Here is a 20,212-nt window from a genome sequence, read left to right as displayed (position 1 = left end):
CAGAGCGCTCACCATGTTGAAACTGACGCCACGCCAAGCCGAAATTCTCGCGTTCATCAAGCGTTGCCTGGAAGACAACGGCTTCCCGCCGACGCGCGCCGAGATTGCTCAGGAGCTGGGCTTCAAGTCGCCCAACGCCGCCGAGGAGCACCTCAAGGCCCTCGCCCGCAAGGGCGCGATCGAGATGACCCCGGGCGCCTCCCGTGGTATTCGCATCCCCGGCCTGGAAGCCAAGGCCGAAGAAAGCGGCCTGCCGATCATCGGCCGGGTTGCCGCCGGCGCGCCGATCCTTGCCGAACAGCACATCGAGCAATCCTGCAACATCAACCCCGACTTCTTCCACCCCCAGGCCGACTATCTGCTGCGCGTACACGGCATGAGCATGAAGGACGTCGGCATCTTCGATGGCGACCTGCTGGCGGTACACACCTGCCGCGAAGCCCGCAATGGCCAGATCGTCGTGGCCCGCATCGGCGACGAAGTCACCGTCAAGCGCTTCAAGCGCGAAGGCAGCAAGGTGTGGCTGCTTGCCGAAAACCCCGAATTCGCCCCCATCGAAGTCGACCTGAAAGAACAGGAGCTGGTGATCGAGGGCTTGAGCGTCGGCGTCATTCGCCGCTGATCCAGGAGGCGTCATGCAGCAGTTCATTCACGTACCCGAGCAAGCTCAGTTGCCATTGTTCGAAGCATTCCTCGCCCAGCCCGTACTGCCTGGCCTGAAAACCAGCGAAGTGGCGCGCAAGAGCAGCCAGCCCGAGCTGTTCAGCGAACTGTCGCTGCGCGGAGCCCCCGGGCATTGCCAAAGCCTGCTGGCACCCGTGCTGCGCGAACTGAGCGAAGAGGACGAGACCCGCTGGCTGACCCTGATCGCCCCGCCGTCGAGCCTGACCCAGGCCTGGCTGCGCGATGCCGGGCTCAACCGTGAACGCATCCTGCTGCTGCAACCTCGTGGCAATCAAAGCCCGCTTCAACTGGCCTGCGAAGCCTTGCGTCTGGGCCGCAGCCACACCGTCGTCAGCTGGCTGGGCAATGTCAACGCCACTGCGCGCCAGCAATTGCTGCGCGCTGCCGGTGCCGGAAACGCACAAAGCCTGAACATCCGCCTCGGCTGATGTTCAGGCTTTGCCTGTCACTGCATGAAACCTGATGCCCTGCTGCACCTCAGTGCAGCACACGCGGCCCTTCATCACGCTCAAGCTCGCCATCCATCAGGCGTCCGGCCATCTGCACGCCCACGCTGAGCATGGCCTTGGCCACTTCCACATGCTGACCCTGCAGGAACGCCTTGGCGTCTTCCGAGAAATCCAGGGTTACCAGAGAGCCCTCATCCTCGGCGCGACGCAGTTCGATGCGGCCATCAGGCAACTCGACAATTTCCAGAAACGACGTAGACATAAATGGCAGTTCTCCGCGAAAGGCCAGCATTGTACCAGCCGTAGCAGCTATCAGCACTCACTCAACGCGTCACGGAAACGTCTCACCAGGCCTTTGAGGTCGCTGCGCCAGCTTTCCAGTTCAGCACGCGACAGCGCAGGATGCTCGGGCTCATCGAGATTGACCGCCTGGATCAATGGCTGGGTAACGTCGGTTTTCGGCGTTTTTTTCGCGACCGGTGGTCGGAACAAATCGGCATAAGCACCAAGCATTTGTGCCAGCCAGGTTTCGCGCTGGCGGGCCAGCTCCAACAGCTCGGCCACTTCCGGGATGGCAATACCGTTCAGGGCGTCGTCAGCCAGTGCCTGCTCGACAGTTGCAACAACTGGCAGGCGGTAGAAGCCACCAATTTCATGACACAGGCCCAGCAATGCGCCGTAGAGATGGAACAGCGCCGACTCGCGTTCGGCCTGGACCAGGCCTTGTGCATTCATGGCCTGGCTTTGTTCGGCCTTGGCCATGGACTCTAGGGCGAGGCCGGCAAAGAACAGTTTCTGATTGGTGCGGGTGTAGAGTTCCTGGGCCATTTCAGTGACCTCCCTAAGGCTGCAAGGCGGATAGCTGCATCATAAATGATTGGGGCCGCTTTGCGCCCCTTCGCGGGCTTGCCCGCTCCCACAGAATTGCTTCAAGCCCAAGGCTTGCGCTGTACCTGTAGGAGCGGGCAAGCCCGCGAAGGGGCGCGAAGCGGCCCCAATTACAGCACTGACAGATCAGCGCTTGTCTTCAACCTTCCACGCATTGCCGTCGTAAAACGCCTTCCAGCCGGTCGGCTTGCCATCAACCTCGGACTGCACATACTGCTCCTTGGTCTTGCGGCTGTAGCGGATCACCGCCGGACGGCCTTCCGGGTCTTTCTGCGGCGCATCGCACAGGAAGTGGTACTTCGGATCGATCTCATGCTTGTGCGGCACGATCTCCAGCACCAGCGGTGCGCGGGTTTCGCGGTTCTTGGGGAACTGGCTGGCGGCCAGGAACAGCCCCGAAGCGCCATCACGCAGCACGTAGGTATCGTCGACCTTCTCGCACTTGAGCTCCGGCATGTCCACCTTGTCCATCTTCGGTGGCGCCGCCTCGCCGCTCTTGAGCAGTTTGCGAGTGTTCTTGCACGCCGGGTTGGTGCAACCGAAGAACTTGCCGAAGCGGCCGGTCTTCAACTGCATCTCGCTGCCGCACTTGTCGCACTCCAGGCTCGGCCCTTCGTAACCCTTGATGCGGTAGTTGCCTTCCTCGATCTCGTAGCCAGCGCAATCCGGGTTGTTACCGCAGATGTGCAGCTTGTGCTTCTCGTCCAGCAGGTAGGCATCCATCGCCGTGGCGCAGATCGGGCAGCGGTGCTTGCCCAGCAACACACGAGATTCCGATTCGCCCTCGTCGTCGGCGGCAATCTCGTCGCCCGGCACCAGGTTGACGGTGGCCTTGCAGCGCTCTTTCGGCGGCAGGCTGTAGCCCGAGCAACCGAGGAACACGCCGGTGGAGGCGGTGCGGATCATCATCGGCCGGCCACATTCCTTGCAAGGAATGTTGGTCATGGTCGGCTGGTTGGCACGCATGCCGTCTTCGTTGGACTCGGCAGTCTGCAGCTTCTTGCTGAAATCGCCATAGAACTCGTCGAGCACGTTCTTCCAGTCACGCTCGCCCTGGGCCACGTCGTCGAGGTTCTCTTCCATGTCGGCGGTAAAGCCGTAGTCCATCAGGTTGGAGAAGCTTTCGGACAAGCGCTCGGTGACGATGTCGCCCATCTTCTCGGAATAGAAGCGGCGGTTGTGCAGGGTCACATAGCCACGGTCCTGAATGGTCGAAATGATCGCCGCATAGGTCGACGGGCGACCGATGCCGCGCTTTTCCATTTCCTTGACCAGGCTGGCTTCGGTGAAGCGCGCCGGTGGCTTGGTGAAGTGCTGGCTCGGGTCGATCTGGATCAGCTTCAGCGCTTCGCCCTGGACCATTTCCGGCAACACGTCGTCTTCGCCAGGCTTGCTCTGTTGCGGCAGCACACGGGTGTAACCGTCGAACTTGAGGATACGGCCCTTGGCACGCAACTCGAAGTCGCCTGCAGCCACGGTGACGCTGGTGGACAGGTACTGCGCCGGCGGCATCTGGCAGGCCAGGAACTGGCGCCAGATCAGCTCATACAGGCGCTCGGCGTCACGCTCCATGCCACTGAGCTTGCTCGGGTGGGTGTTCACGTCGGAAGGACGAATCGCTTCGTGCGCCTCCTGGGCGCCTTCCTTGCTGCCGTACACCAGCGGTGCCTCGGGCAGGTACTGCTTGCCGAACTCGCGCTCGATGTAGCTGCGCGCCATATCCAGGGCGTCGGCCGACAGGTTGGTCGAGTCGGTACGCATGTAGGTGATGTAGCCGGCTTCGTACAAGCGCTGGGCCATCATCATGGTTTTCTTCACACCGAAGCCCAGGCGGTTGCTGGCGGCCTGCTGCAAGGTGGAGGTAATGAACGGTGCCGACGGCTTGCTGCTGGTCGGGCGGTCTTCGCGCTTGACCACGCTGTAGCTGGAAGCCTTGAGCTTCTCCAGCGCGGCCATGGCCTGGGCTTCGTTCAGCGGCTTGAAGGCCTCACCCTTCTCGCGGGCCACTTCGAAACGCACCTTGGCGTTCTTGGCGGTGCCGAGGTCGGCGTGGATTTCCCAGTACTCTTCCGGGATGAACGCGCGGATTTCACGCTCGCGCTCCACCACCAGCTTCACCGCCACCGACTGTACACGGCCGGCGGACAGGCCACGGGCGATCTTGGCCCACAGCAGCGGCGAAACCATGTAGCCGACCACGCGGTCGAGGAAACGCCGCGCCTGCTGCGCGTTGACCCGGTCGATATCCAGCTCGCCCGGCTGCGAGAAGGCTTCCTGGATGGCCTTCTTGGTGATTTCGTTGAACACCACGCGCTTGTAGCGGGTGTCGTCGCCGCCGATGGCCTCGCGCAGGTGCCAGGCAATGGCTTCCCCTTCGCGGTCCAAGTCGGTTGCGAGATAGATGGTGTCGGCGTCCTTCGCCAGGCGGCGCAGCTCTTCGATCACCTTTTCCTTGCCAGGCAGGATCTCGTACTTGGCCTTCCAGCCGTGGTCGGGGTCGACGCCCATGCGTGCCACCAGCTGGCGGCGGGCCTTTTCCTTCGGCGACAGGGCCGGAGCCTCACCCGCGGCCTTGCCACGCTTGGCGGCTGGCTCTTTGCTGGCGCTGGCCGAACCGCTGGTGGGGAGGTCTCGGATATGGCCGATACTCGACTTCACCACGTACTGGTTGCCCAGGTACTTGTTGATGGTCTTGGCCTTGGCCGGGGATTCCACAATGACCAGCGATTTGCCCATGGATCGGAGTATTCCTGAATCTGAAGATGAAAAACGCGTCAGGTGCCAGACGCGGCACCGCTATATATAGTGGCAAAAGTGTGAGGTCAAGTTCGGACTATCACTCGTGCGACTTGCCCAGCACCCCGGGCAGCCCCTCTTCGGCCTTGACCAAAGCAAAGCGTGGCACCTGCTCGCCGTCAACCTCGACGGACTCCTGGAACATCGAAAGTGGCCGCACCCAGAAGCTGTAATCACCATACAGGCATTGGTAGAACACCATCCACTCTTCGCTCTCGGAGTGTCGCGCAACACTGAAGACACGGTACTCAGGCCCTTTGTAATGCCGGTATACGCCTGGTTGTATCTGCATGTTGCACACCCTCTTGAATAAAACCTGTAAAAAACAAAACCGGGGCACAAGGCCCCGGTCGCTGTCCCGCTACGCGATCAGACGCGTTCGAAGACAGTGGTGATACCTTGGCCGAGGCCGACACACATGGTCGCCACCCCCAGGGTACCGCCATTCTGCTTCATGACGTTGAGCAGGGTGCCGGAAATCCGTGCCCCGGAGCAACCGAACGGGTGGCCCAAGGCAATGGCGCCGCCGTGCAGGTTAACCTTCTCATCCATCTTGTCGAGTACTTTCAAGTCTTTCAGCACTGGCAGGGCCTGTGCAGCGAAGGCTTCGTTGAGCTCGATGAAGTCGATGTCGGCCATGGTCAGGCCAGCACGCTTGAGGGCTTTCTGGGTCGATGGCACCGGACCGTAGCCCATGATTGCCGGGTCGACACCAGCCACCGCCATGGAACGGATGACCGCCAATGGCTGGATACCCAGGTCCATGGCGCGCTGACCGGACATGACGATCATGCACGATGCACCGTCGGTGATCTGCGACGAGGTACCGGCAGTGACGGTACCGCCTTTGGGGTTGAACGCCGGCTTCAGCGACGCCAGGCCTTCGAGGGTGGTTTCCGGGCGAATGGTTTCGTCGAAATCGAACACCTTCAGGAAGCCGTTCTCGTCGTAGCCCTGCATCGGGATGATTTCATCCTTGAACTTGCCTTCTACCGTGGCCTTGTGGGCCAGCTGGTGCGAACGCAGGCCGAACAGGTCCTGCTGCTCACGGGTGATGCCGTGCATCTTGCCGAGCATTTCCGCGGTCAGGCCCATCATCCCGGAAGCCTTGGCAGCATGCAAGGACAGGTGCGGGTTGGGGTCGACGCCATGCATCATGCTGACGTGGCCCATGTGCTCCACGCCACCGACCACGAATACATCACCGTTGCCGGTCATGATCGCCTGGGCGGCGGTGTGCAGCGCGCTCATCGACGAGCCGCACAGGCGGCTGACGGTCTGCGCCGCGGAGGTGTGCGGGATCTGGGTCATCAGCGAGGCCATGCGGGCGATGTTCCAGCCCTGCTCGAGGGTCTGGTTGACGCAGCCCCAGATCACGTCCTCGACTTCTTTCGGGTCGACCTTGTCGTTGCGTTCCAACAGCTTGCTGATCAGGTGCGCCGACATGTCTTCGGCGCGGGTATTGCGGTGCATGCCACCCTTGGAGCGGCCCATCGGCGTGCGACCGAAGTCGACAATCACCACGTCTCTTGGATTCAGGCTCATATCAAATCTCTCGCTCTAGCTCGTTGACCGCTCAGTTGAAGAAGCGCTGGCCGTTCTTGGCCATTTCACGCAGCTTCGCGGTCGGGTGGTACAGCGGCCCCAGGTCGGCGTATTGATCGGCCAGGGCAACGAATTCGGCCACACCGATCGAGTCGATGTAGCGCAGCGCACCACCGCGGAAGGGAGGGAAGCCAATGCCGTAGACCAGGCCCATGTCGGCTTCGGCAGCGGTTTCGACGATGCCGTCTTCCAGGCAGCGCACGGTCTCCAGGCACAGCGGGATCATCATCCAGTTGATGATGTCTTCGTCGGTGACTTCACGCTGCTCGAAGACGATCGGCTTGAGCACGTCGAGCACGGTGGCGTCGGCGACCTTCTTCGGCTTGCCGCGCTTGTCGGTTTCGTAGGCGTAGAAGCCCTTGCCGTTCTTCTGGCCCAGGCGGTTGGCCTCGTAAAGTGCGTCAACGGCCGAGCGGCGCTCGTCCTTCATGCGGTCCGGGAAGCCTTCGGCCATCACGTCGCGGCCGTGGTGGCCGGTGTCGATGCCGACCACGTCCATCAGGTACGCCGGGCCCATCGGCCAGCCGAACTTTTCCATGACCTTGTCGATACGCACGAAGTCGACACCGGCGCTTACCAGCTTGGCGAAGCCGCCGAAGTACGGGAACAGCACGCGGTTGACCAGGAAGCCCGGGCAGTCGTTGACCACAATCGGGTTCTTGCCCATTTTCTTGGCGTAGGCCACGGTGGTGGCAACCGCCACTTCACTGGACTTCTCGCCACGGATGACTTCCACCAGCGGCATCATGTGCACCGGGTTGAAGAAGTGCATGCCGACGAAGTTTTCCGGGCGCTTGAGCGCCTTGGCCAGCAGGTTGATGGAAATGGTCGAGGTGTTGGAAGCGAGGATCGCATCGTCCTTCACCTGGGCTTCCACTTCAGCCAGCACGGCCTGCTTGACTTTCGGGTTCTCGACCACGGCCTCGACGACGATGTCGACATTGGCGAAATCGCCATAGGACAGGGTCGGGCGAATGGCGTTGAGTGCCTCGGCCATCTTGGCCGGGGTCAGGCGGCCCTTCTCGACGCGATTGCCGAGCAGCTTGGAGGCCTCGTTCAGGCCCAGCTGGATGGCTTCCTCGCGGATATCCTTCATCAGGATCGGGGTGCCCTTGACCGCCGACTGGTAGGCAATGCCGCCACCCATGATGCCGGCGCCGAGCACGGCGGCCTGCTTCACGTCGTGGGCGATTTCGTCATGCGCCTTGGCCTTGCGCTTGAGTTCCTGGTCGTTGAGGAACAGGCCGATCAGGCTTTCGGCAACCGAGGTCTTGGCCAGCTTGGCGAAGCCTGCGGCTTCCACTTCCAGGGCCTTGTCACGACCGAAGTTGGCAGCCTTCTGGATGGTCTTGATGGCTTCGACCGGGGCTGGGTAGTTAGGGCCGGCCTGGCCGGCGACGAAGCCCTTGGCAGTCTCGAAGGCCATCATCTGCTCGATGGCGTTGAGCTTGAGCTTTTCCAGCTTGGGCTGGCGCTTGGCCTTGTAGTCCAGCTCGCCACTGATGGCGCGTTTGACCAGGTCAAGGGCACCGGCCATCAGCAGTTCAGGCGCGACCACGGCGTCGACGGCACCCACTTTCAGGGCGTCCTCGGCACGGTTTTCCTTGCCGGCGGCGATCCATTCGATGGCGTTGTCCGAACCGATCAGGCGCGGCAGGCGCACGGTGCCGCCGAAGCCCGGGTAGATACCCAGCTTGACTTCCGGCAGGCCGATCTTGGCGCTGGTGGACATGACCCGGTAGTCGGCGGCCAGGCACATTTCCAGGCCGCCGCCCAGGGCGATGCCGTTGATGGCGGCGACGGTCGGCACTTCGAGGTCTTCGAAGGCGTTGAAAATGCGGTTGGCTTCCAGGTTGCCGGCGACCAGTTCGGCCTCGGGCAGCTTGAAGTTGTCGACGAACTCGGTGATGTCGGCGCCGACGATGAACACGTCCTTGCCACTGCTGACGATCACGCCCTTGACCGAGGCGTCGGCCTGGATGGCATCGACGGCCTGGCGCAGTTCGTTCAGGGTCAGGCGGTTGAACTTGTTGACGGACTCACCCTTGAGGTCGAACTTGAGCTCGACGATGCCACTTTCAAGAGCCTTAACCGTGATGGCTTTACCTTCGTAAATCATCAACTGATCTCCACGATATGGAAGCTGAACTGTACACGCCGATCGCTGCAGCAAAAGCAGGCCTAGCTGCCCTGCCCCAGGCACACCCGTCAGCGCGCTAGTCGGAAGTATGGCTTGGCGTCATGACATACAAACGCTCAATTCATACGCCCGTTTGATTTGGGTGTGCACACATTCTCCGAAAAGATCGGCGTTGTCAAATGCTCGCGAGCAAGGTGAAAACACGACTTTCCGGTCATTTTGTAGCGTCCCGGTACAAAACGTGATGACAGTGATTGCTGGCCATTCATGTCAGCGATTGACCATGAACCGCAGAAGAATGCTGCAGCTTTTGCCTTGCGCGGCGGCCTTGAACGGCTACACTGGCACTTGCTTGAATGCATACCCGGCCTGCCTGGCCTTTTCTGCGCAGCAGAACGCAAAGCGGCGACTTGGCACCCTACCCCTTCAGGGGTCGGCCAAGCCGCCGCTTTGTCGTTATGTGCTTGCCTTCGGATGAGAAGACCAATGGGAGGGCTTAGCGGGGCCCTGTGGGAGCGGGTTTACCCGCGAACACCGGCAAAGCCGGTGCCATCCACCGAGTCGCCTTTTTCGCGGGTAAACCCGCTCCCACAGGGGCCGCGCAAAAGCAAATTTCAGGCCAGGGTTTCGAGGACGTGGGCAATATCCTGCAACACAGCGGTATCACCCCGCTCGGTCCAGTACAGCGCGATCATCCGGGCATCGGCCTCGACCTTGTAGACACTCGCAGGCAAGCGTGCCAAGGCCTCCATGAAGCGTGGTTCCTCGCAGGGTTCACGCCACTGGTTCCACCACACCCCCGGGGTGATCTGCCAGAAGCAGAAGCTGTCCTCATGCCCGCGGCGACGGGCCCGGTGGTATTGCGGGCACGGGCTTGGCGGCTGCTTTTCCAGCCAGTGTGGCCACTGCTGCGGCGCCAGCTGCATGGCCAAACCCATGCGCCGAGCCTCCAGGCGCAGCTTCATCTGCTCGCTCTGCTTGCGCGAGGTGCGCAGCCAGGAAAGCGGGCTGAGAATCAGCGCGAGGATTGACACCACCAGCAATACCGTCATATCAGTAGTTCCCATAAAACGTTGCAAATGAGCTGGTTAGCCATTTTTCACGGAAGACCCGCCCGAAAGCGACCATACTTCTTCTATCGCGATTGTCAGGAGTTCCGCTCATGTCCTACGAACATCTTCTGGTCGCCGTCGACCTGACCGAAGAATGCGACCCGGTGATCAAGCGCGCCATGGCGCTGGCCGCGCCGTCGAATGCCAAGGTTTCGCTGGTACACATCGTCGAGCCGATGGCCATGGCGTTCGGCGGCGACGTGCCGATGGACCTGTCGCAGCTGCAACAGCAGCAGTTCGACCAGGCCAAGGAGCGCATGGACCGCCTGTTCAACAAATACCCGGACATCCACCGCGGCGACTCGCACCTGACCTATGGCCAGCCGCGCCAGGAAATCCACCAGCTGGCCAAGGACCAGAAGTGCGACCTGATCGTGGTCGGCAGCCATGGCCGTCATGGCCTGGCGTTGCTGCTGGGGTCCACGGCCAATGACGTGCTGCATGGGGCGCCCTGCGATGTACTGGCGGTGCGCTTGCAGAAGAAGGAATGATTCAACCGGTGCCGGCCCTTTCGCGGGTGAACCCGCTCCCACAGGTACTGCACCGCGCTCAACAGCGGTGCGGTCCTTGTGGGAGCGGGTTCACCCGCGAAGAGGCCGGGCCAGGCTAACGCCGATCAGCCTTCCAGCTCGGCCCAGCGCTCCACCAGCACATCCAGCTCACCCTGCAGCTTCTCGATCTTCGCCAGCACTGCCGACGTTTCCGCAATCGGCCGCTGATAGAAGCCCGCCGCATTCACTTCTTCCTGGGCCTCGGCCATGCGCTGCTCCAGCTCGTCGATCTGCCCCGGCAGCATTTCCAGCTCACGTTGCAGCTTGTAGCTGAGCTTCTTCTTCGAACCATCAGCCACCACTGCAACCTGCGCAGGCGCCGGCTTGGCCTCTACCTTCTCCACCACCGCGCTGTTGAGCTCGGACTTGCCGCCCTTGCTCTCGGTCACGCCCAGCAGCTTCGGTGAGCCCCCTTGGCGAATCCAGTCCTCGTAACCACCGACGTATTCACGCACCTTGCCCTCGCCTTCGAACACCAGGGTGCTGGTGACGACGTTGTCGAGGAAGGCCCGGTCGTGGCTGACCATCAGCACGGTGCCCTTGTAGTTGGACAGCACCTCCTCGAGCAGCTCGAGGGTTTCCACGTCCAGGTCGTTTGTCGGCTCGTCAAGCACCAGCAGGTTGGCCGGCTTGCTGAACAGCTTGGCCAGCAACAGCCGTGCCCGCTCGCCACCCGAGAGCGCCTTGACCGGCGTACGGGCACGCTGAGGGCTGAACAGGAAATCGCCCAGGTAGCTCAGCACATGGCGGTTCTGGCCGTCGATCTCGATGAAGTCCCGGCCTTCGGCCAGGTTGTCGATAACGGTCTTTTCCAGGTCGAGCTGGTGGCGCATCTGGTCGAAATAGGCCACTTCCAGCTTGGTGCCGCGCTCGACCTTGCCTGCGGTCGGCTCCAGGTCACCGAGCATCAGCTTTAGCAACGTGGTCTTGCCGGTACCATTCGCGCCCAGCAGGCCGATGCGGTCCTCACGCTGCAGAACCATGGAGAAGTCCTTGACCAGCACAGGCCCTTCCGGGTGATGGAAGCTGACGTTTTCCAGCACCATCACCTGCTTGCCGGACTTTTCCGCCGCCTCGATCTGGATATTGGCCTTGCCTTGGCGCTCGCGGCGCTCGCTGCGCTCCACGCGCAGGGCCTTCAGTGCGCGTACGCGGCCTTCGTTGCGGGTACGGCGGGCCTTGATGCCCTGGCGAATCCATACCTCTTCCTGGGCCAGACGCTTGTCGAACAACGCGTTGGCGGTTTCCTCGGCGGCCAGCGCGGCCTCCTTGTGCACCAGGAAGCTGGCATAGTCGCCGTTCCAGTCGATCAGGCCGCCGCGGTCCAGTTCCAGGATGCGGGTGGCCAGGTTCTGCAGGAACGAACGGTCGTGGGTGATGAACAATACCGCGCCATTGAAGCCGCGCAGGGCCTCTTCGAGCCAGGCGATGGCACCGATGTCCAGGTGGTTGGTCGGCTCGTCGAGCAGCAGCAGGTCGGGCTCCGACACCAGCGCCTGGGCCAGCAGCACGCGGCGGCGCCAGCCACCGGACAGTTCGGCCAGGGTCTTGTCGGCCGGCAGCTGCAGGCGGCTGAGGGTGCTTTCCACCACCTGCTGCAGGCGCCAGCCGTCACGGGCTTCCAGCTCGTGCTGGACGTGCATGAGTTTTTCCAGGTCTTCATCACCCTGGATGTTCAGGCTCAGGTGATGGAACTGCGCCAGCAGATCGCCCACACCATCCAGGCCTGCGGCCACCACATCGAACACCGTGCGCTCGTCGGCCACCGGCAGCTCCTGCGGCAGCTCGCCGATCTTCAGGCCCGGGGCACGCCAGATTTCGCCGTCGTCGCCCTTCTGCTCGCCCTTGACCAGGCGCAGCATGCTCGACTTGCCGGTGCCGTTGCGGCCGATGATGCACACCCGCTCGCCACGAGCGATCTGCCAGGACACTTTGTCCAGCAGCGGCATGGCGCCGAATGCGAGGGACACATCGCTGAATTTGAGCAGGGTCATGTTGGTCTCCATAAATCGGGCGCGCATTCTACCTGACTTGGCCCTCGACGGCATCCGCCTGGCCATCCGGCAAGGGCTTTGCGACATCTGGTCGAACTTAATATCCCGATACAAGCACAGTGCTTTCACCCGCCGCCGGCAAACAGCTAAGCTAAGGCAATAGCTTCCAACAGTGCTGGCTCCGCCGTCACTTCCCCATGGTTCAACTGCCCGGACGTATCATGCGCAGCCGCCTGTTACATATTGCATCCTGCCTGCTGCTCACCGCCGCCACCTGCGCGGCGCAGGCCGCCGATCTTACCCTGCAACGCCAGTACTATGACGAGGCCAAGCGCGCGCTGGCCAAAGGCGACAAAGGCCCCTATCTGCGCTATGCCCAGGCCCTCAGCGACTACCCGCTGACGCCCTACCTGGCCTACGACGAACTCACCGCCCGCCTGAAAACCGCGAGCAATCAGGAAATCGAAGGCTTCCTTGCCAAGCATGGCGACCTGCCCCAGGCCAACTGGATGAAACTGCGCTGGTTGCGCTGGCTGGCCGAACGCGGCGAATGGAACACTTTCGTCAAGTACTACGACCCCAAGCTCAACTTCACCGAACTGGACTGCCTCAACGGCCAGTACCAGCTCAGCCACGGCCTGCGCGCCGAGGGTTTTGCCACGGCCGACAAACTGTGGAACGTCGGCAAGTCGCAGCCGGCTACCTGCGACACACTGTTCGGCATGTGGGCGGCCGAGGGCCAACTGACCGAGGCCAAGCGCTGGCAACGCACCAAGCTGGCGGCCCAGGCGCGCAACTACGGCCTGGCCAACAACCTGGTCAAGACCCTGACCACCCTCGCGCCGCAGGGGCGCCTGCTGGTAGATGTGGCGCAGAAACCCGAGCTGCTCAACCAGCCGTCGCGCTTCACCCCGGCCAACGAAGCCATGTCCGACGTGGTCAGCCTCGGCCTGCGCCGCCTTGCCCGACAGGACCCGGAGCGGGCCATGGCGCTGCTCGACGACTACGCCCAGCGTATGCACTTTTCACGCGACGAGAAGGTGGCCATCGCCCGCGAAATCGGCCTGACCCTGGCGCGCCGCTACGACCCGCGCGCGCTCGACCTGATGACCCGTTACGACCCCGAGCTGCGTGACAACACCGTCAGCGAATGGCGCCTGCGCCTGCTGCTGCGCCTGGGCCGCTGGGAAGACGCCTACGAGCTGACCCGCCGCCTGCCCCAGGACCTGGCCAACAGCAGCCGCTGGAAGTACTGGCAGGCGCGCAGCCTGGAGCTGGCACAGCCGAACAACCCACAGATCCCGCTGCTGTACAAGACCGTGGCGCGCGAGCGTGACTTCTACGGTTTCCTCGCTGCCGACCGGGCACAAACCCCTTACCAGCTGAACAACAAGCCGCTGGTGCTCAGCCCACAGCTGGTCAACAAAGTCCGCAACACCCCGGGCATCCGCCGTGCCCTGGAGTTCCACGCCCGTGGCCAGATCGTCGAAGGTCGCCGCGAGTGGTACCACGTCAGCCGCCACTTCAGCCGCGACGAAATGGTCGCCCAGGCGCGCCTGGGCTACGACCTGCGCTGGTACTTCCCGGCCATTCGCACCATCAGCCAGGCGCAGTACTGGGACGACCTGGACATCCGCTTCCCGATGGCCCACCGCGACACCCTGGTGCGCGAGGCCAAGGTCCGCGGCCTGCATTCAAGCTGGGTATTCGCCATTACCCGCCAGGAAAGCGCGTTCATGGAGGATGCCCGTTCCCCGGTCGGTGCCAGCGGCCTGATGCAGTTGATGCCGGCCACGGCCAAGGAAACCGCGCGCAAGTTCAGTATCCCGCTGGCATCACCGGCGCAGGTGCTCAACCCGGACAAGAACATCCAGCTGGGTGCGGCCTACCTGAGCCAGGTGCACAGCCAGTTCAACGGCAACCGGGTACTCGCTTCGGCAGCCTACAATGCCGGGCCGGGGCGCGTGCGACAGTGGCTCAAAGGCGCCAAGCACCTGAGCTTCGATGTGTGGGTGGAGTCGATCCCGTTCGACGAAACGCGCCAGTATGTGCAGAACGTACTGTCGTATTCGGTGATCTACGGGCAGAAGCTGAACTCGCCGCAGCCGCTGGTGGATTGGCATGAGCGGTACTTCGATGACATGTGATTACTGGTGAGCCTGCGCCGGCCTCTTCGCGGGTAAACCCGCTCCCACAGATATTTCACCGGTCCTGAATGCGGTGCAGTATCTGTGGGAGCGGGTTTACCCGCGAAGAGGCCGGCACAGGCAACACAGCTACTCCAGGATTTCGACCTTCATCCCTACCTCCAACCGCCCACTGCCATCCACCGCCAGGTTCTGCCCGAACAGCACATCCCCCTCCTTCTCACGGAAGGTCCTGAGCGTGGCCATCGGCTCGCGGTCCTCGGTACGCTCGCCGGTAGCCGGGTCGATGGTGGTAAAGATGCAGCGCACACTGGGCTTGAGCACGCGAAATTCCAGGCTGCCGATACGGATCCGCTTCCACCCATCTTCGGCAAACGGTTCGGCCCCCTGCACCACCAGGTTGGGCCGAAAGCGAAGCACCTCCATGGGCCGGCCGATACGGCGGTCGAGTTCTTCCAGCGATCCCTGGTTGATCAGCAACAACGGGAAACCGTCGGGGAACGCCGCCCGGTCACTGTTGAAGCCATAGCCATTGGGCAAGTAACGCGCGCGCTGCTCCGGGCAATGCACCAGGCGCACGGCCTTGCCCAGCAGCTGGCTCAGCCAGGCTGCCGCCGCATCGCCCGCATCCGGCACGCGCAGGGTATCGCGCCAGATGCTCACGCCGCGCAGGGCGTCATCGGCAGGTGGCACAGGTACCCGCAAGGGAGTTTGCCCAGGTGATTCCAGCAGCAACTGGCCGCTGTCATCATCACTTGCCTTGATCTGGCCTAGATGAGGCCAGGCGCGCTGGGTAAGGAAGCGTCCATTTTCTTCCTCCACCACCATCCAGCGCCGGTCACCCTGCAACCCCAGCAACCCAACCGCTGAAGCCTGCAGGCGTTGCGCCTGCCCGGACTTCACCGGGTACCGATACAGCTCACTGAGAAACATCCCTGCCGCCTCGCGTCATGCCAAAACGCCAAGCTTATACCCCGCAGGGGGCGGGATCACGCGGTAGCGGCATCCAGCAACAGGCGTTGCTTGACCACGTCGACCAGGCGATCGGGCTGGAACTTGGACAGGAAGTTGTCGCAGCCCACCTTCTTCACCATGGATTCGTTGAAACTACCCGACAGCGAGGTGTGCAACACCACGTACAGCTGGCGCAAACGGGCATCGCCACGGATCTCGGTGGTCAACCGGTAGCCATCCATTTCCGGCATCTCGGCGTCGGTGAACACCATCAGCAGCTTCTCGCACACATCCTCACCAGCGTCGGCCCAGCCCTTGAGCATGCGCAGCGCCTTCAGGCCATCACTGGCCACGTGCAGCTTCACGCCCAGCTGGGACAGGGTGTCGCGCAATTGCGCCAGGGCCACGCTGGAATCGTCCACCAGCAGCACTTCGCGGCCGCGGGCCCGGGCCAGCACCGGGTCGGCGAGTTTGTCGCCGGAAACCCGGGCGTTGTAGGGCACGATCTCGGCCAGCACCTTCTCCACGTCGATCACTTCCACCAGCTTGTCATCGACCTTGGTGATGGCCGTCAGGTAATGCTGGCGCCCGGCGCTGGACGGCGGCGGCATGATCGCCTCCCAGTTCATGTTGACGATACGGTCGACACCGCCCACCAGGAAAGCCTGCACCGAGCGGTTGTATTCGGTGACGATGATGGTGCTGTCCGGCCCCGGCTGCAGCGGGCGCATGCCGATCGCCTGGGACAGGTCGATCACCGGCAGGGTCTGGCCGCGCAGGTTGACCACACCGCAGACGAAAGCGTGGCGCTGGGGCATCAGGGTCAACTTGGGCAGCTGCAGCACTTCCTGCACCTTGAACACGTTGATCGCGAACAACTGGCGGCCGGCCAGGCGAAACATCAGGATTTCCAGGCGGTTCTCACCCACCAGTTGCGTGCGTTGGTCTACTGTGTCGAGAATGCCAGCCATTGGAAAGCCCCCAGGCTTGAGTCGGAAAAAGTGAAATCATCCACCCTGTATCGGCGGCTTCACGCACACCTTGACCCTTGCGGGAAAATGCCGTGAAGGCAATTGATATCACTTTACCATCATGCTTTACTGCGGGAAGCGCGGGTGATTCAGCGGGACAGCAAAAGTTCCCCATCTGAGGCCCTTATCAGGGAAACCCTTAGCTACAATCGGGTGCGACCTGATGTTCGCGATATCCTTTAGCCATTAATGTGACGCCATTCTCATTGCATGAATGGAGTCAGGCTTTTGCTAGCTATCGTTTTGGCGTGCCCGTCCCCTGTGCCAGCCCCACGCGCGGGGACATCATGATGGACAGCGCCTTGTCGTTCGATAACGCCCTGCAGGGGTTCCTGCTGGATGCGCAGGTACTGCTGACCCAGGCTCAGGAATGCCTGCAGCATCTGGAACTGATCGACAACGACCCGGATGCTTGCCACTGCCTGGAAAATGCCCTCGACAACCTCGCTCGACAGGCCGCACATCTGGGCCTGCGCGAAGTCGCCCATTACACCACCGCCCTGCAGCAATTGCTGGCACCGGCCTGCCAGGTCGGTTGCCTGCAGCGCGAAGCCCTGCCCGCGGTAGGGGCCTGCCTGACCTTGCTGGCCTGGCAGCTGGAACTGGTAGACCCTTGCACCGGACGGCTCAACCTGGACATCGGCGAGCAGTTGGTGCTGCTGGGTGAACTGGCCAAGGCCGTGCAGCAAACGTTTGCACAACCTTGCACACCCTGCGACGAGCAAGGCAGCGTGTGCATTCACCCGCATTCCGAGACGGCGGGCAGCACGCACTCCGGCCGCTCATCTGCCACCTATTGAACTGGCGCAAAATGCAGTCGGGCACGTTTATTCAAGCCCATCCTGGCCGAACCTGGAAAATTCTCGAGGTTTTTCAGGTTGCGGGGGGCCAAGTTGAATCAACGGTGCACAAGTTCGATGGCAAGTGCATGTTGCGCGATCAAGCAAAGCGGCACTTTGCCACCCTCCCGCGCCCGCCCCATCGGCGTTTCATGGCGTTAGCCGACCGCGACCGATGCACTGCGAAGTGGTAATATGCGCCCCCACAAACGCTTGTGGCCTGCAGCAAGGTCGCAAGATCACGTGTTTGAAAGAAAACGGCAAGTACTGCTCCAAAGCCTCTGACATGGATTGTGCAAGGCCTCCATCAGCAATACTTCAGTGGCTTCCCTACCTATGCTTCCACGCTTGAAGACTTCTTTGCTGTGCTGCTCCCGTACTACCCTGCTGCGCTGGGCGACTGTCGGGCTGTGCATTGCCTCGCTGGTCGCCAACCTGTTGCTGTACCTGGCCGATCAGGTGATCCCGGCCAGCCTGCTGGTGCTGCAACTGGCCGCCACTCTGGGCGCTACCGTGCACCTGGCCCTGGGTGCCAGGTCGATCAGCCTGCGCCCGGCGGAACTGGCCGAGCGCATGCTCAAAGTCCAGGAAGGCGAGCGCCAGCACCTGAGCCGGGAACTGCATGACGACATCGGCCAGTTGCTCACCGCCGCCAAGCTTCAGCTGCAGTGGCTGCAGAAGCGCATGCCCGACGAGCTGCAAGGCCACTGCGACGCCCTGCGCAGCACGCTGGATGACACCTTGGGCAACGTGCGCGATGTCTCCGCCCTGCTCAACCCGCGGCAGTTGGCCAGCCTGGGCCTGGAAGCCAGCCTGCGCGCACACCTGGTGCGCACCCTGGGCAACAGCGACGTTCACTGGAGCCTGGCATGCAACCAGCGCCTGGGGGGCATCGACGAGGCCGTGGCCATGGCCGTGTTCCGCATTACCCAGGAAGCCGTGACCAACATGCTGCGCCACGCCCAGGCACGCAATCTGGTCATCCGCCTGCAGCGCACCCCCGAGGGGTTGGCGTTGTCGATCCAAGACGATGGCCGCGGCTTCGTGCCCGCCAGGCAACCGGCCGAAGCAGGCCAGCGGGGCTTGGCCGGTATGCAGGAGCGGGTAACCGCGTTGCAGGGCAGCCTGGACATCACCAGCCAGCTCGGCCTGGGCACGCACATCGAGGCGATGTTCCCATGGCCACCGCGCACCCAGCAACGCGCCAGGAGCACCGCAACCCATGACCTGTAGACTGCTGCTGGTAGACGACCACTCGCTGATTCGCGCTGGTGTGCGCGCACTGGTGTGCGACATTCCCGGCTATGACGTGATCGGTGAAGCCGACGACGGCAGCCAGTTGCTCGAACAGGTGCGCACGCTGACGCCGGACATCGTCTTGCTGGACATCTCCATGCGCTCGACCAGCGGCCTGGACGCCCTCACCCAACTGCGCGCCAGCGGCAGCACCTGCAAGGTGTTGATCCTGTCGATGCACACCGACCCGGACCTGATCATGCGGGCACTGGAGAGTGGCGCCCACGGCTACCTGCTCAAGGACACCAGCGCCACCGAGCTGGAACAGGCCCTGGCCGCGGTGCGCAACGGCGAGCGCTACCTCAGCCCAGCCGTCGCCCATACGGTCATCAACCAGGCGCTGCAGCACACCAGGCAGGGCAAGCAACCAGCTGGCGAGCGGCATAATCTCACGGCGCGACAGCTGGAGATCCTGCGCCTGATCGTGCGTGGCAAGTCCACCCGGGAAATCGCCACCGGCCTGGGCCTGTCGATCAAGACCGTGGAAACCCACCGCTCGCAGGTCATGAAACGCCTGCAAATCCATGACGTGGCCGGCCTGGTGCTGTTCGCCGTGCGCGAGAAAATCATCAGCCTGGACGACTGAGCAACGGAGACCCCTCCGGCAGGTGTAGCCGCAGTGCAGCGGGCTTGGCCTGGAAGCGTAACTTTTCGGCCTGCACTGGCTCGCCATCGAGATTGATGTCCAGCCCCTGCGAGCACTTGATCTCCACCCAGGGCAACCTGGCCCTGACTAACAACCCGTTGCCAGCCAACAGCTCACGCAGCGCCCCAACCATCTCCTGTGGTGCCGGCAGGATGGCGATATCGAGCAAGCCGTCGTCCACCAGGGCCTCGGGGCACAGCATTTGCCCACCCCCGGCCTGGCGGCCATTGCCGATCCCCAGCGCCAGCAGGTCACCCTGCCAGTCGAAGCCTGGCCCTTGCAGCTCTACCGAGGCTGCCTGCAGTTCGCTGAAGCGCGACAACCCGGTGAACAGGTAGGCGGCCGCACCCAGTACTTTCTTCAGGTCTTCGGAGGTATTGGCCGTAACCTGGCTGCCAAAACCGCCCGTGGCCATGTTGAGGAACAGCTGGTCACCAGCCTGGCCCAGGTCTATCGGCCGTGCGGGTATGTTCAGCAAGGCCAGGGCCGTGGCAGGCTCCAGGGGTATGCCGGCGGCCTTGGCAAAATCGTTGGCCGTGCCCAGCGGCAACAACGCCAGGCTGGCCTGGGTACCTGCCAGCCCCATGGCCTCGGCGACATCACGCAGCGTGCCATCCCCACCTCCGGCGACGATGTGGTCGTAGCCGGCGGCCAGCGCCTCGGTGACCAGGCGCTGGGCGTCACCGGCCTCCCAGGTGACCCGCACATCCAGCACCCAGCCGCTGTCGCGCAGATCATGCACGGCGCTGCGCAAGTCTTCATTCATCGCCTGCTTGCCATGCAGGATCAGCATTGCCTTGCCCGCTCGCATGTTTGTGCGCCTCCGTGAAGTGATCAACCCAGATCTCGACCCTCCGCAATCGCGGATCGTTGCATGCGCTCCCAAAAATAGCAGGCCAGCGCGATCAATTTTTGTGGGAGCGGCCTTGTGTCGCGATAGGGCCGCAGAGCGGCCCCGGCAATCTCCGCAGCGAAGCTGAAAATGTGGGGCCGCTTCGCGCCCCTATCGCGACACAAGGCCGCTCCCACAAAATTGACCGTGTGGGCCGGACGTCAACCGACAAGCGTTGGCCGGTCTTT

18 protein-coding genes are annotated in these 20,212 nt (G+C 62.8%); 7 read left to right on the top strand and 11 right to left on the bottom strand.

Annotated features, from left to right (window positions below):
- The first annotated feature begins 13 nt into the window (after nt 1–13).
- Together lexA and sulA are read left to right on the top strand one after the other, a co-directional pair.
- Nucleotides 14–622: a transcriptional repressor LexA gene (gene lexA / locus RR51_RS16605; protein WP_004376420.1), complete on the top strand. Its 609-nt coding sequence runs from the start codon at nt 14–16 to the stop codon at nt 620–622.
- 13 nt (nt 623–635) lie between these two features.
- Entirely contained in the window at nt 636–1,112 is a 477-nt protein-coding gene (sulA, locus tag RR51_RS16600) for an SOS-induced cell division inhibitor SulA (protein WP_039614131.1), read from the top strand.
- A gap of 49 nt (nt 1,113–1,161) precedes the next feature.
- On the opposite strand, the gene RR51_RS16595 is transcribed toward sulA, so the two are convergent.
- The 7 genes from RR51_RS16595 to RR51_RS16565 form a co-directional block, all read right to left on the bottom strand.
- A complete protein-coding gene (locus RR51_RS16595; protein WP_004376430.1) occupies nt 1,162–1,395 on the bottom strand; it encodes a hypothetical protein in 234 nt (77 codons plus the stop codon).
- Nucleotides 1,396–1,445: 50 nt separating this feature from the next.
- Nucleotides 1,446–1,961, bottom strand: a complete 516-nt coding sequence (locus RR51_RS16590) for a DUF6586 family protein (RefSeq protein ID WP_013971715.1) — start codon at nt 1,959–1,961, stop codon at nt 1,446–1,448.
- Nucleotides 1,962–2,147: 186 nt separating this feature from the next.
- The gene (gene topA, locus RR51_RS16585) at nt 2,148–4,757 is read right to left on the bottom strand and encodes a type I DNA topoisomerase (RefSeq protein WP_013971714.1); all 2,610 of its coding nucleotides are present in this window, start codon (nt 4,755–4,757) and stop codon (nt 2,148–2,150) included.
- A gap of 100 nt (nt 4,758–4,857) precedes the next feature.
- Complete coding sequence (locus RR51_RS16580) at nt 4,858–5,109, bottom strand: DUF1653 domain-containing protein (protein ID WP_039614130.1); 252 nt, start codon at nt 5,107–5,109, stop codon at nt 4,858–4,860.
- Nucleotides 5,110–5,186: 77 nt separating this feature from the next.
- Nucleotides 5,187–6,362, bottom strand: a complete 1,176-nt coding sequence (gene fadA / locus RR51_RS16575) for an acetyl-CoA C-acyltransferase FadA (RefSeq protein ID WP_013971712.1) — start codon at nt 6,360–6,362, stop codon at nt 5,187–5,189.
- Nucleotides 6,363–6,393: 31 nt separating this feature from the next.
- The gene (gene fadB / locus RR51_RS16570; RefSeq protein WP_039614129.1) at nt 6,394–8,541 is read right to left on the bottom strand and encodes a fatty acid oxidation complex subunit alpha FadB; all 2,148 of its coding nucleotides are present in this window, start codon (nt 8,539–8,541) and stop codon (nt 6,394–6,396) included.
- Nucleotides 8,542–9,176: 635 nt separating this feature from the next.
- Complete coding sequence (locus RR51_RS16565) at nt 9,177–9,614, bottom strand: hypothetical protein (protein WP_039614128.1); 438 nt, start codon at nt 9,612–9,614, stop codon at nt 9,177–9,179.
- A 110-nt stretch (nt 9,615–9,724) separates the two neighbouring features.
- Between RR51_RS16565 and RR51_RS16560 the strand changes: the two genes are divergently transcribed.
- Nucleotides 9,725–10,165, top strand: coding sequence for a universal stress protein (locus RR51_RS16560; RefSeq protein WP_013971709.1), 441 nt, complete (start codon nt 9,725–9,727; stop codon nt 10,163–10,165).
- A gap of 125 nt (nt 10,166–10,290) precedes the next feature.
- On the opposite strand, the gene RR51_RS16555 is transcribed toward RR51_RS16560, so the two are convergent.
- A complete protein-coding gene (locus tag RR51_RS16555; RefSeq protein WP_024086579.1) occupies nt 10,291–12,219 on the bottom strand; it encodes an ATP-binding cassette domain-containing protein in 1,929 nt (642 codons plus the stop codon).
- Nucleotides 12,220–12,440: 221 nt separating this feature from the next.
- Between RR51_RS16555 and RR51_RS16550 the strand changes: the two genes are divergently transcribed.
- Nucleotides 12,441–14,366 carry a transglycosylase SLT domain-containing protein gene (locus RR51_RS16550; protein WP_015269526.1) on the top strand — a complete coding sequence of 642 codons (1,926 nt, stop codon included), beginning with the start codon at nt 12,441–12,443 and terminating at the stop codon, nt 14,364–14,366.
- 129 nt (nt 14,367–14,495) lie between these two features.
- On the opposite strand, the gene RR51_RS16545 is transcribed toward RR51_RS16550, so the two are convergent.
- Together RR51_RS16545 and RR51_RS16540 are read right to left on the bottom strand one after the other, a co-directional pair.
- Nucleotides 14,496–15,299: an MOSC domain-containing protein gene (locus RR51_RS16545; RefSeq protein WP_039614127.1), complete on the bottom strand. Its 804-nt coding sequence runs from the start codon at nt 15,297–15,299 to the stop codon at nt 14,496–14,498.
- A gap of 56 nt (nt 15,300–15,355) precedes the next feature.
- Nucleotides 15,356–16,291 carry a chemotaxis protein CheV gene (locus RR51_RS16540; RefSeq protein WP_015269524.1) on the bottom strand — a complete coding sequence of 312 codons (936 nt, stop codon included), beginning with the start codon at nt 16,289–16,291 and terminating at the stop codon, nt 15,356–15,358.
- Nucleotides 16,292–16,641: 350 nt separating this feature from the next.
- On the opposite strand from RR51_RS16540, the gene RR51_RS16535 reads away from it, so the two are divergent.
- The 3 genes from RR51_RS16535 (at nt 16,642) to RR51_RS16520 (ending at nt 19,072) form a co-directional block, all read left to right on the top strand.
- Nucleotides 16,642–17,151, top strand: a complete 510-nt coding sequence (locus tag RR51_RS16535) for a hypothetical protein (RefSeq protein ID WP_039614126.1) — start codon at nt 16,642–16,644, stop codon at nt 17,149–17,151.
- Between the two features lie 375 nt (nt 17,152–17,526).
- Nucleotides 17,527–18,423, top strand: a complete 897-nt coding sequence (locus RR51_RS16525) for a sensor histidine kinase (protein WP_039614124.1) — start codon at nt 17,527–17,529, stop codon at nt 18,421–18,423.
- Nucleotides 18,413–19,072: a response regulator gene (locus tag RR51_RS16520; RefSeq protein ID WP_039614123.1), complete on the top strand. Its 660-nt coding sequence runs from the start codon at nt 18,413–18,415 to the stop codon at nt 19,070–19,072. The genes RR51_RS16525 and RR51_RS16520 overlap by 11 nt, the downstream gene beginning before the upstream one ends.
- On the opposite strand, the gene yegS is transcribed toward RR51_RS16520, so the two are convergent.
- Nucleotides 19,056–19,943 (bottom strand): lipid kinase YegS, encoded by an 888-nt coding sequence (gene yegS / locus RR51_RS16515; RefSeq protein WP_039614122.1) that lies wholly within the window; start codon nt 19,941–19,943, stop codon nt 19,056–19,058. The genes RR51_RS16520 and yegS overlap by 17 nt on opposite strands.
- Between the last annotated feature and the right edge of the window lie 269 nt (nt 19,944–20,212).

The sequence above is a fragment of the Pseudomonas sp. C5pp genome (assembly GCF_000814065.1).
In the GTDB taxonomy this organism is placed as follows: Bacteria; Pseudomonadota; Gammaproteobacteria; order Pseudomonadales; family Pseudomonadaceae; genus Aquipseudomonas; species Aquipseudomonas asiatica.
This window is presented reverse-complemented; position numbering and strand designations above follow the sequence as displayed.

What these genes read in the sequence shown, in the direction of transcription:
- RR51_RS16535 (WP_039614126.1), top strand. Translation starts at nt 16,642, where the DNA reads ATGGACAGCGCCTTGTCGTTCGATAACGCCCTGCAGGGGTTCCTGCTG.
- RR51_RS16540 (WP_015269524.1), bottom strand. Translation starts at nt 16,291, where the DNA reads ATGGCTGGCATTCTCGACACAGTAGACCAACGCACGCAACTGGTGGGT.
- RR51_RS16595 (WP_004376430.1), bottom strand. Translation starts at nt 1,395, where the DNA reads ATGTCTACGTCGTTTCTGGAAATTGTCGAGTTGCCTGATGGCCGCATC.
- lexA (WP_004376420.1), top strand. Translation starts at nt 14, where the DNA reads ATGTTGAAACTGACGCCACGCCAAGCCGAAATTCTCGCGTTCATCAAG.
- RR51_RS16560 (WP_013971709.1), top strand. Translation starts at nt 9,725, where the DNA reads ATGTCCTACGAACATCTTCTGGTCGCCGTCGACCTGACCGAAGAATGC.
- yegS (WP_039614122.1), bottom strand. Translation starts at nt 19,943, where the DNA reads ATGCGAGCGGGCAAGGCAATGCTGATCCTGCATGGCAAGCAGGCGATG.
- RR51_RS16525 (WP_039614124.1), top strand. Translation starts at nt 17,527, where the DNA reads ATGCTTCCACGCTTGAAGACTTCTTTGCTGTGCTGCTCCCGTACTACC.
- RR51_RS16520 (WP_039614123.1), top strand. Translation starts at nt 18,413, where the DNA reads ATGACCTGTAGACTGCTGCTGGTAGACGACCACTCGCTGATTCGCGCT.
- topA (WP_013971714.1), bottom strand. Translation starts at nt 4,757, where the DNA reads ATGGGCAAATCGCTGGTCATTGTGGAATCCCCGGCCAAGGCCAAGACC.
- RR51_RS16555 (WP_024086579.1), bottom strand. Translation starts at nt 12,219, where the DNA reads ATGACCCTGCTCAAATTCAGCGATGTGTCCCTCGCATTCGGCGCCATG.
- fadA (WP_013971712.1), bottom strand. Translation starts at nt 6,362, where the DNA reads ATGAGCCTGAATCCAAGAGACGTGGTGATTGTCGACTTCGGTCGCACG.
- RR51_RS16545 (WP_039614127.1), bottom strand. Translation starts at nt 15,299, where the DNA reads ATGTTTCTCAGTGAGCTGTATCGGTACCCGGTGAAGTCCGGGCAGGCG.
- RR51_RS16580 (WP_039614130.1), bottom strand. Translation starts at nt 5,109, where the DNA reads ATGCAGATACAACCAGGCGTATACCGGCATTACAAAGGGCCTGAGTAC.
- RR51_RS16590 (WP_013971715.1), bottom strand. Translation starts at nt 1,961, where the DNA reads ATGGCCCAGGAACTCTACACCCGCACCAATCAGAAACTGTTCTTTGCC.
- RR51_RS16550 (WP_015269526.1), top strand. Translation starts at nt 12,441, where the DNA reads ATGCGCAGCCGCCTGTTACATATTGCATCCTGCCTGCTGCTCACCGCC.
- RR51_RS16565 (WP_039614128.1), bottom strand. Translation starts at nt 9,614, where the DNA reads ATGACGGTATTGCTGGTGGTGTCAATCCTCGCGCTGATTCTCAGCCCG.
- fadB (WP_039614129.1), bottom strand. Translation starts at nt 8,541, where the DNA reads ATGATTTACGAAGGTAAAGCCATCACGGTTAAGGCTCTTGAAAGTGGC.
- sulA (WP_039614131.1), top strand. Translation starts at nt 636, where the DNA reads ATGCAGCAGTTCATTCACGTACCCGAGCAAGCTCAGTTGCCATTGTTC.